At 64.4% G+C, this 16,022-nt stretch carries 16 protein-coding genes; 9 read left to right on the top strand and 7 right to left on the bottom strand.

The features are described 5' to 3' along the window. The 3 genes from ACT3T5_RS19125 to ACT3T5_RS19115 all read left to right on the top strand — a co-directional run. Positions 1-1,259: type IIL restriction-modification enzyme MmeI (locus tag ACT3T5_RS19125; protein ID WP_444595271.1), on the top strand; the 1,259-nt coding region annotated here is incomplete at its 5' end. Between the two features lie 424 nt (positions 1,260-1,683). After that, on the top strand, positions 1,684-2,304 hold the full coding sequence (locus ACT3T5_RS19120; protein WP_444595270.1) for an SLATT domain-containing protein: 621 nt from the start codon (positions 1,684-1,686) through the stop codon (positions 2,302-2,304). Beyond that, positions 2,301-3,587, top strand: a complete 1,287-nt coding sequence (locus ACT3T5_RS19115; RefSeq protein ID WP_444595269.1) for a nucleotide-binding domain-containing protein — start codon at positions 2,301-2,303, stop codon at positions 3,585-3,587. Before ACT3T5_RS19120 ends, ACT3T5_RS19115 begins: the two co-directional genes overlap by 4 nt. A 5-nt stretch (positions 3,588-3,592) precedes the next feature. On the opposite strand, the gene ACT3T5_RS19110 is transcribed toward ACT3T5_RS19115, so the two are convergent. The 4 genes from ACT3T5_RS19110 to mobC all read right to left on the bottom strand — a co-directional run bounded on the left by ACT3T5_RS19110 (position 3,593) and on the right by mobC (position 6,984). Beyond that, positions 3,593-4,297: a TIGR02391 family protein gene (locus ACT3T5_RS19110; RefSeq protein ID WP_444595268.1), complete on the bottom strand. Its 705-nt coding sequence runs from the start codon at positions 4,295-4,297 to the stop codon at positions 3,593-3,595. Between the two features lie 431 nt (positions 4,298-4,728). Continuing rightward, complete coding sequence (locus ACT3T5_RS19105; RefSeq protein WP_443365935.1) at positions 4,729-5,436, bottom strand: DUF3800 domain-containing protein; 708 nt, start codon at positions 5,434-5,436, stop codon at positions 4,729-4,731. Between the two features lie 193 nt (positions 5,437-5,629). Further along, positions 5,630-6,439 carry a relaxase/mobilization nuclease domain-containing protein gene (locus tag ACT3T5_RS19100; RefSeq protein WP_443416248.1) on the bottom strand — a complete coding sequence of 270 codons (810 nt, stop codon included), beginning with the start codon at positions 6,437-6,439 and terminating at the stop codon, positions 5,630-5,632. After that, the gene (gene mobC, locus ACT3T5_RS19095; RefSeq protein ID WP_443416249.1) at positions 6,436-6,984 is read right to left on the bottom strand and encodes a plasmid mobilization relaxosome protein MobC; all 549 of its coding nucleotides are present in this window, start codon (positions 6,982-6,984) and stop codon (positions 6,436-6,438) included. The genes ACT3T5_RS19100 and mobC overlap by 4 nt, the downstream gene beginning before the upstream one ends. A gap of 464 nt (positions 6,985-7,448) precedes the next feature. On the opposite strand from mobC, the gene ACT3T5_RS19090 reads away from it, so the two are divergent. Continuing rightward, positions 7,449-7,649, top strand: a complete 201-nt coding sequence (locus ACT3T5_RS19090; protein WP_443404645.1) for a ribbon-helix-helix protein, CopG family — start codon at positions 7,449-7,451, stop codon at positions 7,647-7,649. Between the two features lie 172 nt (positions 7,650-7,821). Here ACT3T5_RS19090 and ACT3T5_RS19085 read toward each other — a convergent pair whose 3' ends face one another. Then, the gene (locus ACT3T5_RS19085; RefSeq protein WP_444595267.1) at positions 7,822-9,195 is read right to left on the bottom strand and encodes a replication initiation protein; all 1,374 of its coding nucleotides are present in this window, start codon (positions 9,193-9,195) and stop codon (positions 7,822-7,824) included. 491 nt (positions 9,196-9,686) lie between these two features. On the opposite strand from ACT3T5_RS19085, the gene ACT3T5_RS19080 reads away from it, so the two are divergent. From ACT3T5_RS19080 to ACT3T5_RS19065, 4 genes are all read left to right on the top strand, one after another. Beyond that, the gene (locus tag ACT3T5_RS19080) at positions 9,687-10,295 is read left to right on the top strand and encodes an AAA family ATPase (RefSeq protein ID WP_444595266.1); all 609 of its coding nucleotides are present in this window, start codon (positions 9,687-9,689) and stop codon (positions 10,293-10,295) included. After that, positions 10,288-10,527, top strand: a complete 240-nt coding sequence (locus ACT3T5_RS19075; RefSeq protein WP_444592566.1) for a hypothetical protein — start codon at positions 10,288-10,290, stop codon at positions 10,525-10,527. The genes ACT3T5_RS19080 and ACT3T5_RS19075 overlap by 8 nt, the downstream gene beginning before the upstream one ends. A 1,196-nt stretch (positions 10,528-11,723) precedes the next feature. Further along, the gene (locus ACT3T5_RS19070; protein ID WP_443345298.1) at positions 11,724-12,368 is read left to right on the top strand and encodes a hypothetical protein; all 645 of its coding nucleotides are present in this window, start codon (positions 11,724-11,726) and stop codon (positions 12,366-12,368) included. A 35-nt stretch (positions 12,369-12,403) separates the two neighbouring features. Then, positions 12,404-12,982, top strand: coding sequence for a thermonuclease family protein (locus tag ACT3T5_RS19065; RefSeq protein ID WP_443345295.1), 579 nt, complete (start codon positions 12,404-12,406; stop codon positions 12,980-12,982). A 332-nt stretch (positions 12,983-13,314) separates the two neighbouring features. Here ACT3T5_RS19065 and ACT3T5_RS19060 read toward each other — a convergent pair whose 3' ends face one another. Beyond that, positions 13,315-13,896, bottom strand: coding sequence for a TetR/AcrR family transcriptional regulator (locus tag ACT3T5_RS19060; RefSeq protein WP_444595265.1), 582 nt, complete (start codon positions 13,894-13,896; stop codon positions 13,315-13,317). Positions 13,897-14,190: 294 nt separating this feature from the next. On the opposite strand from ACT3T5_RS19060, the gene ACT3T5_RS19055 reads away from it, so the two are divergent. Further along, on the top strand, positions 14,191-14,670 hold the full coding sequence (locus ACT3T5_RS19055) for a cupin domain-containing protein (RefSeq protein ID WP_444595264.1): 480 nt from the start codon (positions 14,191-14,193) through the stop codon (positions 14,668-14,670). A 484-nt stretch (positions 14,671-15,154) separates the two neighbouring features. Here ACT3T5_RS19055 and ACT3T5_RS19050 read toward each other — a convergent pair whose 3' ends face one another. Continuing rightward, a complete protein-coding gene (locus ACT3T5_RS19050) occupies positions 15,155-15,847 on the bottom strand; it encodes a response regulator transcription factor (protein ID WP_441887441.1) in 693 nt (230 codons plus the stop codon). Positions 15,848-16,022 lie beyond the last annotated feature (175 nt).

Raw genomic sequence — 16,022 nt, 5'->3', positions numbered from 1 at the left:
AGTACACCAAGCAGGCCGACCAGACCGAGGACCTTAAGGCTGTTTGGGGCCGGCAATACGACGGGTATTTGGACTATGTGACCGGGTGGTACAAGAAGGCTATCGACTACTTCAAGCCTGCCGCCGGTGGACGATTCGCATTCGTCTCGACGAACTCAATCACCCAGGGGCAGCCCGTCCCGGCGCTGTTCCGTCCCATCCTCGAGGAGGGGTGGCGCATCCGGTTCGCGCACCGCACGTTCGCCTGGAGCTCCGAGGCCCCCGACATGGCGCACGTGCACTGCGTCATCGTCGGCTTCGACAAGCACGAGAGGCAACCCGCTGCGCTCTACGACTACGAGACGGTGACGTCCGCTCCAACGCGCAAGCCTGCCCGCAGCATCAGCCCTTACCTCCTTGACGCTCCCACCTTCTACATTCAGAAGCGCTCTAAGCCGATCGCTGCTGCGTTGCCGCCTGTGGTCAAGGGGTCGCAACCAACGGACGACGGGAACCTTCTTCTCGACAGCGATGGGTACATTGCCGCGACTTCGGACCCCGTCGCCCGCAAGTACGTTCGTCGGTTTGTTGGTGCCCGTGAGCTCATCCACGATACTGGCCGATGGTGCTTGTGGATGGAGGAGCTCGACCCGAATGATCTGGCTCGATCACGCTTCCTACGTGAGCGAGTCGAAGCGTGCCGCGCGTTCAGGGCCGGCTCCAAGAAGCTCTCCACCCAAGCAAGCGCCGCCACGGCGCACCTGTTCACCGAACGCCGTCAGCCAGCCGTGCCGTACATCTGCATCCCTCGACACTTCTCCGAAACGCGCCGCTTCGCGACCGTTGCGTACTTCAGTCCGGAGGTCATCGCCGGGGACGCGAACTTCACTGCGGAGGACGCCACCGGCTACCTTTTCGCCCTGATCGGCAGCTCCATGTTCCTCGCCTGGCAGAAAGCTGTCGGAGGCCGCATCAAGTCCGACCTCCGATTCTCGGCAACGATCGTGTGGAACACCTTTCCGCTGCCCGAGCTCAGCGACAGCGCGCGCGACGCCATCATCGCCGCCGGTCAAGGGGTACTCGATGCCAGGGCGCTCCGTCCTGAACGTGCACTTGCGCAGCACTACAACAAGCTCGCCATGGACCCCCGTCTCATCAAGGCGCACGACGCGTTGGATCGGGTCGTCGATAAGGCCTTCGGCGCGAGGAAGGCCCTACAAACCGAGGAAGAACGTCAAGAGGTGCTGTTCAAGCGCTACGCCGACCTGGCAGATTCCTGAGGGGCATTGGGGACCTCGGCGGGTGGGGAAGGCTCGAGAGGTGCTGGTGGCACTGCCCGGCGCCGACGACACGGTCGCGGCGATGTACCCCAACAAGCCGTCCTGGTCCTTCCTCGAGAACCGTGGGGAGGGGGCGTGGTGGGCAGACAAGAACCTCGGGGTGTTTGAACAGCCCGCCCGAGGTGCTTGCGCCCTGACCAGTCGCGAGCTGCTGTGGATGCCACCCTGTCGTACAGGCTCGGCCCGGTGGCCGACGAGCATCGCGGATCCGCATAGCTTCGCCAGGAGACTTGCCTGTCGGTGCCGCCGTCCATACTCGCAACATGTGCAGTGATAAACGTCAGGCGTCGCTCTTATGAATAGCGTGGGGCCGGAGAGTCCCCTCCAGGATGCATCGTCCTGGGGCGACGATGATCGGAGAGACATGACGAACGAGGCGACTGGCGTACCTGGCCGCACAGGCATGGTCAGACGTGACCCGTACCTGCTGGCGCAGGTACGAGAGTCCTTCGGGCGCGTGGTCTACAGCCACAAGACCCATGAAAAGCAGGCGGACATCTGCTTCAACAAGCACCGGTGGCAGCAGGGCGTCCTCGTCGCCCTCACGGCCATCAGCTCCGGTACCTTCATTGTCGCGGTGGTCGGCCTGTTGGGTGAGCCGGTGCTGACCAGCCTCGCGACATCGTCCATCGCGCTCCTGGTGACCTGGGTCAGCCTCGGTGCAAAGACCTTCAGGTTCGCGGACGAATCCGACGCCCATCGCGGCATTGCGTCCCGGCTCTGGGATGTTCGCGAGTCCTACATCTCCCTGATCTCCGACCTGATGTCCAGCGACGTCTCCGACGAGCAGGCGAGAGCTCGTCGCGACGAGCTGCAGGACGTCACCCGCGCCGCCTACGCCGACGCGCCGAGGACGAGCCCGAAGGCGTTCACGCGGGCGCAGGAAGGGCTCAAGCACAACGAGGAGATGACTTTCACTCCTCCAGAGATAGATCTGTTCCTCCCCGAAGCGCTTCGGCTCCACGAAGGCGAGGCACGGTCGTGAAGACGTCCGAGATTTTCGACGCGCTGCTCACGAATCTCAAGGTCGGCGACACGGCGGACACGGTCGCGTCACGCAGGGATGAGATCACCAAGGCGCTGAACAAGGACTTCCGGTCCAAGGAGGGCAGCACCGACCACAAGCTCATGGTTGGCTCCTACGGGCGACACACCGCCATCGAGGGCGTGTCCGATCTCGACATGATCTTCATCCTCCCGCCCGGGATCCGGGCCAACTACAACGGCGACACTGGTCCGCGGAGAATGCTCGAGCGCGTCCGAGACGACCTAAAGGCTCGCTACTCGAACACCGACATCCGCGTAGACCAGTGCGTCGTGCGCGTGCAGTTCAAGAGCAACGCCTTCAAGTTCGAAGTGCAGCCAGCGTTCCAGAACTCCGACGGCAGCTTCGATTACCCTGACACGGTCTCGGAGAGCTGGAAGGTCACGAAGCCTCGCGCCGAGATCGAGGCGACCAAGGAGTGCAACGACCGCACCTCGACGAACATGCGCCACCTCGCGAGGATGGCTCGAGCGTGGAAGAACGCCAACGGCGTGAATGTGGGTGGCCTGCTCATTGACACCCTGGTTCACCGGTTCTTCGCCCAGACGAACGACTACGACTCCGCCGGGACTGGATCATTCGACCTGATGGTTCGTGACTTCTTCGGCTTCCTCAAGGACGAGCCGGATAAGGACTACTACTTGGCCTTGGGCAGCAACCAGCGCGTCAAGGTGAAAGCGCGGTTCCAGCCCAAGGCGAAGAAGGCGCACAACCGCTGCCTCGAGGCGATCGCCAACGAAAGCAAGGCCTCAGCGAATCAGAAGTGGCGCGAGGTGTTCGGAACCGCGGTGCCGCTCAACGCCACCGAGTCCGCTCGTTCCTTCGATAACACGGAGGAGTTCATCGAGCAGGAGTACCCCGTCGACATCCAGTACACCCTCGCGATCGACTGCGCCGTCACCCAAAATGGATGGCGTCCGGCGTCTTTGAGAGAGGTCCTCCAGGTCAAGAGTCTGCTCCTCCCCAACAAGGAACTGGACTTCGCCGTCACCGAATGCAACGTCCCCGGTCCGTACGACGTCCGCTGGAAGGTGCTCAATCAGGGCGACGAAGCCGAACGTCGCAACAAGATCCGCGGACAGATCGTCCGGTCGAACCGCGCGACGGGCAGGCACGAGCGCACCGAGTTCCGCGGCGACCACCTCGTCGAGTGCTACGTCGTGAAGGACGGCATCGTGGTTGCGCGAGACCGCATCGACGTGCCGATCAGCGCGAACTTGTAGATGCGTCACGGATGCAGCCGAGCGTCGGCCCGTTGCACGATGCGAAGGAGCAGATCGGCGAGCTGGATCACTTCGGCAGCCTCCACCGCGTCGTCGAACCGAACGGTGCGATGGCTGGCCGGGTTCTTGTAGGCGCCGATTGTGCCTGCGAACAGGTCGGCGATGGCCTGCTGTTCTCCACCCTCTGCACCCGGATCGCGGAGCACGCCATCTTTCGGACTGAAGGCCTTCCTCATTAGGGCCACGCCGAGGAGTTCGTTCGCCAGGCCGGCGACGCGACGAACCTCCACCTCGACGGCTTTCATTGCGGCGAAAGAAGCCGTCTCATAATCACCGAGTGCAAAGTTGGTTCGTGCCGATGACAGCGCCGGGTGGAGCTCGCCCGTGAGGCGGTCCTCCGCCCAGACTTTCGAGATTGCGTTGGGATCCTCCAATAGAGTCTTTCCCGCGTTCGTGACTCGGCTCCAGTTGCTGCCTTGGGGGTTCTTGGAAGAGTGGCCGATCAGGGCATGTGACTCGAGCCATGCCCATGCATCCGACAGCCGGGCCAGCATGTCCTCAAGGTCAGGTGGGGGCTGGTTGTAGCCGCCACGCTGCTTGAATCCCTGGATCAGACTGTTGAAGTTTGGGTCAGCGCCCAATGACCGGAGCAGATTCAGGCTGAGGTCGGGGAGAGGTAGGTTTCGAACCTCGTCGTATGAAAGTCCCATGTAACGAGGCTACGGCCGGATGTGCCTCTGCGCGTTCACGGCGCGGGCACCAATCTTCGCGCCGCGCCCTCGGTGTGCCTAACGACGCCTGAGTTCTTGCTGGGAATGACGTTGTGGTCACTGGCCGAGCGATGTACAAGCGGACCCTCGCTTGCGAAACGAGGGATCTCCAGGTAGCCGCCGACCTCCCGATCCCGTGAGCGTCTCGACATTGTCATCACCTCACCCAGCGAGTGCGCATAATAGAAGTTATGCACATTGCAACTACAGGTCGAGCAATGCCGAGGGCGGAGGGCGCGGTCAGCTGCGAAGCGGATGCGCTGTGCTGCGGCGCATAGCGCGGCTCGAGGGAGGGGCGTAGACTGGTCAGACAACGGGCCGGTTACCGGAACGTTGCCAGCCTAGGGCCCCGCTTCGGTGGGGCCCTAGTTTTATGGCCGCCAGACCCACCGGTGGACCGTAGCCGGGTAGATCAGCTTGGTGAGCCGGTCCGTCGTTGCCTGCGCCCTGGGGTGCTGGTTGATGACAGTCGAGGCGCGGCGGTGGATGTACGTGGCCATGTCGACGGCTTGCAGCCCTGGTGACAGGCGCGAGTCGGCGAAATTGATGGGTGATGAGATGTTCGCCAGGGTGCTGGATCGGTAGCCGTCGGTTCCGATCCTCTGGTAGTCCTCAAACTGTGCTTGGTGCTGTTCCTGGGTCGCGATTTGGTCGGCAACCACGATGGTCTGCTGACCGCCGCCGTGAGTCTTGCTGTAGTCGTTCAGGCGCTCCAGGAGGTGGCTCAGGACGACCGAATGCGGAGAGCGCGGGTAGGCGTAGCGAGCGTTCAGGCGGCGAACGTCGACGCCGCGGAAGAGGTAACGAACGCCCGCGTCGAGACTTGCTTGGAGGGCAGCTGCATAGATGCCAGCCGCCTCACGGTGCCGCCCTCGCAGGGCACGCCAGTCGCCGCGCCCACCCATGAGTTCGTGGCCGTGGAACTCGGCGTCGGCGGGCACCGAGTGCCGTGGAGTCGTGCGCTGACGCACCGCTTCGAAGCCTTCGGCAACGAGCTCCCAGGTTGCCTCGTCGGCCACGGCGGCACCGATGAAGTAGGTGTCGTGGTCGTAGGACTCATCGACGTAGGCGATCAACACACAGGCCATCCTGCCAGTGCTCCGGGACGTCGACGTACAGCCCGGCGTCCCGTTCAGCGCTTTCGTAGCCATCGCAGTTGGACGGTCAGCGTGGCCGCACACCATTCACGCCAGCTCGACCCTCCCGGGCTGGCTGCAGGAGAGGGAGGTGCCTAGCTCATCGAGGGCAAGGATGCGGAGCATTCGCGGCAGCTCAACGCCCGCGTTCCCGGTCTGAGCCTTCACGGGCCGGCTTCACCTGCTGCCGGTACGTCCTTGCTCCATCTCGCCGGCCGCGCTGATTCACGGTGTCCGGCTGTTGTACAGCTACTCGAGGCCGTACGTGTGCGCCAGGTACTCGTTCGGGGCGGGTCGTGCGCATGACGCCTTGTAGCTCCGGTTCCAGTGCATCCCATTGGTTCTGGGTGAACTGACGGACGCTGCGCCGCAGCCGGCGCTGCTCGGGTGACACTGCCGCAGCCTCACGATGTTCCGCACGCTGCTCGGTGATGGTCTTCTTCGACTGCACACGACGTCGAGGGGCCTGCTCTAACTCATGCTCTTTCTCGATCCGGGTACAAGCGACCTGTGCTTGTCGGCGGTCATTGCGTCCGTGCCAGACCTCGCCGGTGTCGTTGACGCGGGTGACGACCACGTGGATGTGGTCCTCGCCGTGACGGACGGCAACCCATGGATGCTCCCCCACCCCCATCTCGTCCATGAAGCGTGAGGCAATATCGGACCACTCACGGTCATCCATGCTCCGGTCCCCTGGAGCGGCGCGCAGTGATGCCTGCCAGATTGGCTTGGTGATGTCCGGGCGCTGCTTTTGCGTGTGCCGTAGGTCCGCGGCCCACTCTGCAGGGTCGGTCGCGCCCTCGGCGCCGATGTTCGAGGCGATCACCATTCCTCCGGAGTGCCGGCGCCCGTCGCGCAGGTACTGGTGCTCGTTCGCCTTGCCCGGCCCATGCAGGTACGCGGCGATGTCCCCCACGCGCTGCCCTCGGGTGATCTTCGCGATCACGACTGCCCCCTCGTCCACTCACGAATCGCCGCCAGCTGCTCCCGCGCAGCATCGACCGCCGCGAACACGTCAGCGTTGCCCGGCCCGTCAGCCCCGCCGCGTTCAGCAGTGTTCAGTGCGCGCGCGATCTGGTTGAGGTTGTTGCCCACCCGCCCCAGGTCCGCCCGCAGCCCGGCGACCTCTCCGCCTACATCGCTATGTCCGAGCTCATGCAGCGAAATTGAGCTCGTCACGCGCTCTCGTGCCCACCGCGCGACCGAGCCCCTGCCACTGGTCTGGGCCAAGTGCTGCCACGCCTCGAGCTCGTCTGCGCTTAGCGAGATGCCCACTCGATGCGTCCGCTTCGCATCGCCTCTCGCGGGGCGGCCCGCACTCTTGCGCAGCGAGGGATCCGCCTGCTCGCGCCGCGCCTCGCGGTTCGACTGCGCGATCGCATCACGCAACCAGTCCGGCAGCTCCTGCTCGCCAGATGCCGACTGCTCGCCTGTCGTCGACGCGTTGCCGCGCGCCAGTTCGGCGCGCTCGGGATGAGAGTCGGTCGGCACGATGGATCCCCTTTCGTCCGAGCCCTGGCGAGGACCGCGACCTCCGGTCGCTCGCTCTCCGCGTAGGAGCAAGGTCGATTGTGTGGGACACGACGGGGCAGTGAGGAACGAACGGTGCGCCCCGTTGTGTCACGCGCAATCATACCTTGCATCGGTTTTTAGCGCACCGACAGAGGAGGACACAGCGCGCTAGAAACCAGGGGCGGGTCTCGTGCCCGACGACTCCCCAAAGCGAACGCCGGGAGTCGGGCACGAGACCCGCCGTGATGCGCGAAGCGCGTCACAGGCGACCCCGTCCAGGGGTCGCACGACCAACCGGCAGCCGCTCAAGGAGCCGACTCTTTGATGGGCACTGCCCATGTGTAAACATTGTCTACATGTCGCTAAACCAGAACAGCTTCGACCCTCATCGCGATCACCGTAGCGGGGCCCCTCGCGTCGGCTACAAGGTTGTCTCTGCACGCATGGACGATGAGCTTGTGCACGAGCTTGATGCGCTCGCGCGCCATACGGGACGCTCACGTGGGTTCTACCTCCGCGCCGCTCTGCAGGAGATGTTGCCGGTACTGAAAGAGCGCTACTGGCATCACGACGTCGAGACCAGACAGGCAGAGCTCAACGAGTACAACCGCTTCATGGAAGAGCTAGGGAACAGTGACAGCTAGAACTCCTCCACGAGAGTGAAGAGCTCTCGGGTGCTCCTGAAGTACAAGTGGACAAGGGCCAGGACTCGAACCAAATGTAGTGGCTACTCGCGACCAGCCCGATCAGCGGACCCCTGCAGTAATCACAAGGATGAAGTTCGCGCGGGGACCGCGCGGGGGAACCGTATACCGCTTACGGCGTTTCCCTTTTCGGCGGGCGCCCCCGTTTCGCAGCCAGGCCAAGTTCATCGCGGAGCTGCCTGATGCGTCGCTCGCTGACTCCGTACTCCCCCGCTAGCTCTTTGGTTGAGGGGTCTCGCCCTGTTTGGACGCGTGTGGACAGGATGGTGCTCTGGACTTGGGCGCGAAGCGCAGTCCCCTGCCACTGACGCTTCTGGTTCGCAGTAGCCAGGTTGGTTCGCTGCTGTTCCGCGTACTCGCTCTCGGGATCTTTCCAGCGCTCGGCGGCGCGCTGGCCACCACGACGTCCGAGGGTCGCTAGAGCCTTGCGGCCTGCACTCGACATGCGTGAGTTGCCGCCTGTGCGCGTCGTGGGGTTGGTGACGCCTGCGGTGACGTAACCGCGGACGCGGCGGGCCATGGTGAGGCGGTCACGCATGGGGGGCAGATCTGGTTCGCGGTCGTCGCCTCCGACCGCTTGGGCGACGTTGTAGCCCCGCTCGTAAGCATCAATGAGCTTCGCGTCCTTGAGTGCGTCGCCGGCCTTTTTGAGGCGGTGTGCTGTCGCGAGGGCGTGTCGGAAGGCGGTCTCGTCGCGGGCAGCCCTTCCTGCACTGACCCACATCACCCGGACACCGTCGATCACGCCAGCTGCTGCTGGAGCAATCTGCGAGGTCTCTGGCAGCTGCTCAGCAAGAGCCCGCAGCGTCTGGGCTTCAGCCGTGGCTTTGCGTGCCGCTTCAATACGGTCGCGGCCGCTGGGGTACTGCTTCTCCCCTTCGCCTCTTTCGGGGGTCTGTGTGTTGGTCATTCTTCGCACCTCCGCCACCAGGTCTGTCAGACGAACGATCTGGTTGTGCTGGCAGTGCCAACGATATGCGGTGGGGTCGCTCGACTTATGGAGGGGCCACCTGGAGAAGCGGTGGCTGAAGGCGAGGTCGCCACCAAGTAGCTGGTTGAGTTCGGTCGTGGCGATGGACAGCAGACGAGTGTTCGGGCTCGTGCGCCCCTCCCCCGCATAGACCGGATCGATCAGCCAGATCACCTGAGCTTTGCCGTTGAGGGGGTTGATCCCCAGCCATGCTGGGCCGTATCCAGCGATAGCTAGGCGGTCCAAGGTGGTGTGGACCTTGGTGTGAAGGTCGGTGATCTGTCCGCCGGCTTTGTGGCTGGGGCGGTCGATGTCCAAAACGAGCGCTGCCGTGTACTGCGGGTGGGTCAGGACGGCGTACTGGCAACGCTCCAGTGCTGGCGTCCCGACGGGGAACATGCGGGGCTTGGTCTCCCCGGTCTCGATGTTCTTCTTCCAGGCTCTTGAGAAGTCTCGGTCTCGGCTGGCTTGGAAGGCGTCTCGTCCGAGGTGCTGAAGGAAGGTCAGTGCTTGCACGGCGTCCCACCCGCAAGTGCGGATTCCGGGTGCGCTCGGCGCCGCGAACAGGTCTGGGCTGTAGCTATGGATTGCCTGGCCGGTGGAAGGGTCGGTCCACTGTGACGGTCGCGGTCCCGGCTCGAGGTCGTCCCAGGGGCGCGAGGGTGGCGGCTGCTGTGCCGTGGGAAACACGCTGGGCGTGCCTGCTCCCCCACTGTCGGGAGACGACGGTATGGTCATAACCAGGCTTTCTCCCCGAAGTTTCGTGTTCGGGGTGAAGCGAGCGTCCAACTGGCTGCCACCGGTTGGGCGCTCATTTTTTCTGTCCTTACGACGACGCTACACGCCAGATGCTCGTGGGCGACGCTTTTTCGGCATCCCACTGCGTGTCGTTGACCTGCACCAACATCTGATTAGATGGCCATTACACCAGAACCCCATATGGGGTTACCCCCGTATGGGGGCATGGGGTTGCGCACAGTTGGGGGAGTGGTCTTATGGTGGTGCGCATGACCACTGTGATCACGTGCCTGAACCCGAAGGGCGGGGTGTCCAAGACAGTCACTTCGCTCTTCCTTGCGACGGCCCTTGCTGAGCATGGCGATGTCACCGTCGTCGATGCTGACCCTCAAGCCTCCGCCACTGAATGGGCCTACAACGCGCAAGACGGGGGAGAGGCGCTACATTTTGAGGTTGTCCCCGGGTCTGCCGCGACGATCCGCCGAGCTCTGCCTCGCACACAGTTCGTCGTCATCGACACCCCGCCCGGTGTCGCCGAGGTCCTCGATGCCGCCACTGCCGCGGCAGACCTCGTCCTCATCCCAACCTTGCAGTCCAGTCTCGAGCTCACTCGTGCATGGTCAGCGCTGGAAGCGGTTGGGGAGACACCAGCGGCACTGTTTCTCGCGCGAGCCGAAATCGGATCGACGACGTTCCGTCTTGCTCGGGCAGCGCTGCGCGAAGCATCGGGGGAGAGCGTGCACGCTCTCGAGACCTACATCCCCAAGCGTGAGGCTATCCGCCAAGTTGCCGGCATCTCTCGCCCCACCGAACTGCACGGCTACGACAAGCTGGCAGCCGAGATCCTGACGATCATCCAGGGAGCACAGGATGTCTAAGAACACCGACAAGCTCGGCGCCGCTATGGGCCGCAGCGCCCGCAGCTCCGGCAAGGGGTTTGCAAGTAGCTTCGCCGAGAAGCCCGTTGTCGAAACGGTGCGCCTCGCGATCGATCTCGACAAGGACTTCCATCGCCGACTCAAGATCGCGGCAGCCGAGCATGGCATCAGCCAGCGAGACCTCGTCCTGAACGCGATCAAGAAGGCCTATCCCGAACTGCGCGAAGAGTGAAGCCAAATGGGGGAATGGTGGAAGGCGCAAGTATTTGATTCGGGACTACGGGAAACATCACCCTCTCGGCGGCCGCCTACTCCCCTGGCATGTCATCCCCGACGCCCGGGAGATCCTCACCATCCAGATGAGAAATCGGCGTGAGTGGAATCTGTCCTCCCAGCCTCAGGTCGCGCCGCTGGGTCAGCGCTTCAGCATCTACCGCGCTCCAGGTGGGTACGTACACATCTTCCGGTATGTCACGGCACTAGGGGCCGTACTGCATCCCTGGGCAACCCTGGAAGGGCTGAACACAGGCCGCTGGCCAGTTGAGATGACGTTGAAGGACTACGTGGCGGAAGTAGTCGACGGCAGCGACGTTCAGCCACAACCGGCCATCATCATCAAGCAAGTACACGTTCCCTCTCCGCTCCAGCGCACGGGGCTAGCCACGACACTTCTTCGGGACATAGTGCGCCTGCTTTATCCGGACCGCTTCATCCACGGCGAGGCCCCGAGCAACGACGCGCTCGCCTGGCATCAGCACCTCAACACGATCTGGCCCTCTCGCATGCTCCACTTCCCGGAGCCCCAAGAGGATCGCCCCTCCCTGGTTCGCCGTGTATCTCCCGGCACCGAGATTGCCCCGCAAGAGCTCAAGCGCACATAACCCCATTCCCACAATTGGGGGACTGGGGGACTGGGGGACTCCTGGAATGAGAGCCCTCCGTGACAGCCGCCGAGGACTGCACCTGTCCCGGGCTTAGCAACTGGGCCGCCTGTCCCAGCTGCTTGCACAGAAGTTGACACGATCCGCCCACTTCAACGAGCACGACACAGCAGCTCGACCTACAAGCATCAGCGACGCATCAGACCCATCCAGAGCACGCAAAAAGCACCAACATGAACACGAAAGCAAGGACGACCACGAGCATCAATCAGGATGACGAAACAGCCCCAAGAGGACCCGAGATCCTAGAAGTCTAGAAGCAACAGCCCGACGGACCTCTGGCACCAATGCGTCCCCGGGGGGACATGTTGGACTAGCCAGCCCAATCAGTGGCGAACTTTCGGTCAACGAAAATCTCGCCCACCAGCGCGCCGGTGACGTCTCCAAGTAGATGCGCCGGCACCGCCCCTATGAGGTCGACAGTGACAGCGACGAGGACGAGGAGCCCGCCAGCTCAGCGTGGCCGATCCATACGAGAGGATGCGCTATGCATACCTACGAGAGCGGCAAGCGAGCGACACGACGGCTCACGCCGGAGCGTCGTGACGAGATCGCCGCCGACGCCGCCGCGCGCTACACGGCGGGGGAGTCCTGGCAGCAAATCGGTGCTGACTGCGGCATCACCGGTGAGCACGTCCGACGCCTCACCACCGCCCGCCACGACATCACCTACCGCCGCTGGGGCCGGCCACCGGTCGCCGACCCCCAGGAGGTCAGCCGGCGCCGGAGCGAGGGACAGACCCTCGACACGATCGCAGAAGCTCTCGGCTGCTCACGCCAAGCCGTCCGCACCGCCCTCGAGACGGCTGGTCAGGCCTCCGTCACCCGGTACCCGCGCCTGTCCCAGCGCCGCGTACCCACGACCGCCGAGGTCGAACAAATCATCGGCCTGTACGAGGCGTGCCCCCAAGCACCACGCAGCCGCCCCGGTGCCCATGACATGCGCGGCCCCGAAGGCCGCGCCGTCGCCGAAGCCTGCCACGAACTGGTCACCGACGGAGTCCCCATGCAGACACTCTCCAAAGCGCTCGGACGCGCCGCGACCTGGGTGCACTGGATCTTCGACATCCACGACCTCCGCCCCGCCACCCGCACCACCCAGAGCACAGCACGTCGCACCCGCACCCTGTAGGACACCACCCCTTCGGTGGGAAGGAGCCGCACGTCATGGACACTGCCGACCATCCCGCTCCGACGGGCAGCACCGTCTCTCGCGCGCTCGCCCTGCTCGTCCTTGCGCTCACCGCAGCAGCCTGCACACCCCTCGCCCAGACCCCGAGCCCGCCGCCGCAGCCGCAGCCGACCCAGGAGGTGGCCACCGTCGACTACGTCATCGACGGCGACACCATCGACGTCACCACCCCGACCGGCGAGACTCAACGCGTCCGGCTGCTCGGCATCAACACCCCCGAGGTCTCCCACGACGACGAACCAGGCCAATGCGGGGGAGAGGCGGCTACGGAGCAACTTCGTGCACTGCTTCCCGAGGGGACTAGCGTGCACCTCCAAGCCGACACGACGGCAGACGATCAGGACCGCTACGGCAGGCTCCTGCGCTACGTGGAGCTCGAGACCGGCGCCGACATCGGGCGCGAACTCATCAGCGCTGGCTACGCCCACGCCTGGGCACCAGCCTCCGCCCCCGACCCAGACCGCCTCGACGCCTACCAGGACGCCACCGACGAGGCCGAAGCCGCCAACACCGGCTCCTGGGCAACCTGCCCGAACCTCGGTCAGAGTCGGTAACCGCTGGCGTACCCCAGGGCGCAGCTCGGTACGCCGTGGCATGAAGGGAGGGGACGGCCTGCCGCCGTCCCCTCCCGTCACTTCCGGTGTCGCCCGCCGCGCACCCGAGGGCTCCGATCCCGCTCCTGCAACAGCCGTATCGCAGCCGTAGCGAGATTGAGCAGTGCCGTCACCAATGCCACCACCACCAGCGCCTCTGCGATCTCCCGACTCACCTCCTCCCACCGAGTGGGCGCGCCACACTACGCACCCGCCCCGACGCCCGACACCCCGCCGAAGTACCCGTGCATGTCGGCACGGCGAGTCATGACCGAGCACGCACCACCGCACGGTCAGGTATGCGAGCTGTACCTCGCCAGTTCGTGACCCAGTGCTGCCATTGCCCACTGTGGTGAGCGCTCCTCGCCCCGGTTCAGCAACTGGGCCACCAGCCCGTTCATGAAGGCGTGCAGATGATCCAGCGCAACCACGTCGCCCCTGATGCCGAGTGCGCGTAGAGCCTGTGCACACACGTCCCGGATGGTCCCGTCGACCTCACGCCAGGCCGGCTGCAGGCCAGGCTCCGTGAGTGCACACGCACTCAGAGCGACCAGTACAGACGACTCGAGCCAGCGCTCCTCATTGAGCGGCAGCAGCAAGGTGAGCAGGGCCCGCGCCCGCTCCGGCCCGACCTCAAGATCATCGGGCAGGGCGCTGACCCGATCCCGGATGCGGGGAGTGATTGCTTCCAGCGCTCGTTCGCGCACCACTGCCTGGCTGGGCATCGTGTAGAGCATCGAGCTCGGCGCCACACCAGCCTCATCAGCCAGAGCCTTCACCGTCAGCGACGCAACGCCCGCGCTCCCGATCAGACGCCACGCTGCAGCGATCACCTTGGCGTCGCGCGCACGGATTCTCTCAGCGTTGGTGGCCACACCCCATCATTCCACCAGCAGGGTGATGCCGCTGGCACGGTCGGGCGCGCCTCATCGCAGATGGAGCTCGGCAACCAGGCCGGCATCGCCATCGGCACCGGGCTCGCCGGTGCCCTGGTCGCCACCATGGGCGCCACTGCAGCCGGACTAAGCGGCGTCCTCGTCGTCGCTGGGGCCGGCGTCGTACTCGCTCTCCTCGCCTCCACGAGGTTCGCCGAAACCCACCCACCCTTGACTCCCCCCGAAAGATGATGCTGACTTGGACTCGAAGTCCGAGCACGAAAGGAGAACACAATGACCATCAACGACATCGGGCCCCGCCCGAACGCGTTCGACATCGAAGAGGCCACCCGGCGGAACGAGAACTACCGCAGCGTGGCGTGGACCGGGAAGTATTTGCAGGTCACGCTGATGTCTATCCCGGTCGGGGAGTCCATCGGCCTGGAGGTCCACCAGGACACCGATCAGTTCCTGCGCCTCGATGCCGGACAGGGCAGGGCCGTCATGGGCCCGGCCAAGGACCGGCTCGACTTCGAGCAAAACGTCTCGGATGGGTGGTCTGTCCAGGTCCCCGCCGGCACCTGGCATGACGTGATCAACACTGGCGACGAACCGCTGCGCCTCTACGCGATTTATGCCCCGGTGCACCACGCACCTGGCATCACCCAGGGAACCAGCGACAAGGCAGAACAAGACGAAGCGACCGGTAAGGACGAGCCTCCCGCATGGACCGTCCAGCCCGAGGACAGCGCGCCGGACGAGCACGCCAACTGACGTCTACTTGTGTCACCGCTCCGTAAGGATGTTGCGGACGAGGATCGTCTTGGTCCACCCCGGGCAGCGCGCCCCGCCGCCGCGTGAAGACATCGGCCGGTCTCGACCGGCCGATGTCTTCACGCTCCCGCCCCTCACGCTGGTAGGTCTGACGATCACGGATGTCGAGGACCTCGACTGGGCCTCGTGTCAGAGTGTCGGCAAGGCCGCATGGTTCCTCGGGCAGGCCAACACTGTGCCCTGTCTGCGACACCGTGCGATCACAGAACGCCGCCACAAAGCGTCAAACTCCACAGGGCTAGGACCGCGACTCGCTTGTCACTCTGGGGTATACCCAGTGCGACAGATGTGTCGCAGAAGTTCACTTTTGGGCCCTATTGGGAACCGTAAAAGACCCATGAGTAACTGTCCTGTTGGGGTACCCCAGTTTGGCACGTACCCTCGCGACGCCGCGAGTGACGACCTCCCCGCGCCACGGTACCGACTATTCGTCCGCAAGCTCTAGGCGGTATCCCATGCCTGGTTCGGTGAGGAGGAACTGTGGGGCTGAGGGTTCAGGTTCGATCTTCTTGCGGAGTTGGGAGATGTACAGACGGAGGTATCCGGTGTCCTCGATGTGTTCGGTTCCCCAGATGCTGCTCAGTAGTGTTTGTCGGGTAACGAGCTTCCCCGGGTTACGGGCAAGGAGGTCCAGGACTTGCCACTCGGTCGGGGTCAGCTTGATGTGGTGTGACCCTGTGGCGGTCGATCGGGTGATGCTGCGCGCGGCGAGGTCGACGGTGATGTTGCCCAGATGGATGCTCGGTTCGTGTTCGTCGGGGGAAGCTCTGCGGGTGAGTGCTCGGATGCGGGCGAGCAGTTCGTCGATGGAGAAGGGCTTGGTGACGAAGTCGTCCGCGCCGGCGTCGAGGGCCTCGACCTTGTCGTCGGAGCCGGTCCGTCCGGAGATGACGAGGATTGGAGTTTGTGACCAGCCGCGGATCGCGTGGATCACGTCTATGCCGTCGAGCTCGGGCATTCCGAGGTCCAGGAGCGTGAGGTCGGGGTGGTGGTCGATCGCGGCGGAGAGTGCTTGGGCCCCGTTGCTGGCGGTGATGACCTTATATCCGCGTGCGGTGAGCGTGATCCGGAGGGCCCTCAGCACCTGGGAGTCATCGTCGGCGATGAGGATTTTCATGAGCTGGTTTCCTTGCGCGCTGTGGGACTGTCGGTCATGGCTAGAGAGATGACCATTGTGAGTCCGCCTCCGGGGGTGTCCTCCGGGGTGAGTGTGCCGTGCATCGATTCGATGAAGCCTTTGGAGAGGGCGAGCCCTAGGCCTAGCCCGGCGGCGTTGTTGGTGTCTCCGAGAC

The organism is Brachybacterium sp. AOP3-A1-3 (assembly GCF_052378285.1).
Taxonomy (GTDB): Bacteria; Actinomycetota; Actinomycetes; order Actinomycetales; family Dermabacteraceae; genus Brachybacterium.
This window is presented reverse-complemented; position numbering and strand designations above follow the sequence as displayed.